General features: G+C 39.7%; 3 protein-coding genes. 1 reads left to right on the top strand and 2 read right to left on the bottom strand.

The genetic code is table 11. The features are described from left to right. On the top strand, positions 1–199 hold a 199-nt coding region (locus AB840_RS15355), incomplete at its 5' end, for an integrase core domain-containing protein (protein ID WP_048514904.1). 45 nt (positions 200–244) lie between these two features. Here AB840_RS15355 and AB840_RS18420 read toward each other — a convergent pair. Then, the gene (locus AB840_RS18420; protein WP_072061882.1) at positions 245–541 is read right to left on the bottom strand and encodes an amidase domain-containing protein; all 297 of its coding nucleotides are present in this window, start codon (positions 539–541) and stop codon (positions 245–247) included. After that, positions 538–657, bottom strand: coding sequence for an amidase domain-containing protein (locus AB840_RS18415; RefSeq protein ID WP_072061881.1), 120 nt, complete (start codon positions 655–657; stop codon positions 538–540). The genes AB840_RS18420 and AB840_RS18415 overlap by 4 nt, the downstream gene beginning before the upstream one ends. Positions 658–1,011: the final 354 nt, after the last annotated feature.

The raw sequence follows: 1,011 nt of genomic DNA, 5'->3' as shown, positions 1-1,011 counted from the left end.
TATGATTGAGCGTTGGTTTCGAAGTTTCAAGTATGAAGAAGCTTATCTGACCCAATATGCCAACCTAAAAGAGGCGCGTCAAGCAATTAAGAAGTATATCTATACCTACAATTTTAAACGGCATCATTCAGCAATTGATTATCAGGCGCCAGCTACGCTGTACTATCCAGCAATGCTGATAGACTATGCCACGGCTTAATGTTCATTATAAAATCTTTAGATTTCTGTCTTGACAACTGAGCCATTATAATACATCACTTAGTGGCCTTTGAAAATGATCATCAGTATGTCCGGCATATGTAATTCCATAGGGTGTGTCTAGATTTGTTATAATACCAGCGTGAGTCCACGCCTCATCACCGGGGTTCCAAAATTGTATAACATCGCCAATGTTAACTTCTGTGCTACTCCATTTTACTGTAGCAATTTCATTGTTAACCATGTAGTCATAAAAATCCGGTACACTAACCCAGCTATTAGTATTAGCTACTCCCGGATGTCCTTCCCAAATAGTCTTTCCACCATGCCATGTTAAAGTCATAGGAATGATTGAGAAACAAAATTTGTGCAATCGTTTGCATAGCTTTCAAAATTCGGATTATAATCGTTCCAATACTGACGCGCATATTCAATAGCTTTTGAACGATTGAACGACATAGTAACATTCCTCCTTTGATGCAAATAATAACATAAAAGCAGTGAAATGAATTCTCACTTATATTATACTACTACCCAGAGATTTTAACAATGCTATACGTACCTTGGTATGTGTCAAGAAGTTCTCGGTGAATGTATTGACCTAGATAATAGCTAGCCTCATCGACATCGTTTTTTTATAAAAATGCAGGCGTTGAGAAACTGTTAGCTAACTTCCCTATGGCACTGCTGGACGGGCCATTATTGCAAATGCGTCCGTGATGAATCCCTACATGCGTTTGAAAGGGAATCTTCCGCATGACTCGTCTCATCGTCCCACGGAAAGTGCGGCTGACTGGAGCGGTAAACCCCTTG

Source organism: Megasphaera cerevisiae DSM 20462 (assembly GCF_001045675.1).
In the GTDB taxonomy this organism is placed as follows: domain Bacteria; phylum Bacillota; class Negativicutes; order Veillonellales; family Megasphaeraceae; genus Megasphaera; species Megasphaera cerevisiae.
Note: the sequence above shows the minus strand (reverse complement) of the source record. Positions and strands in the feature narration are given on the sequence as shown.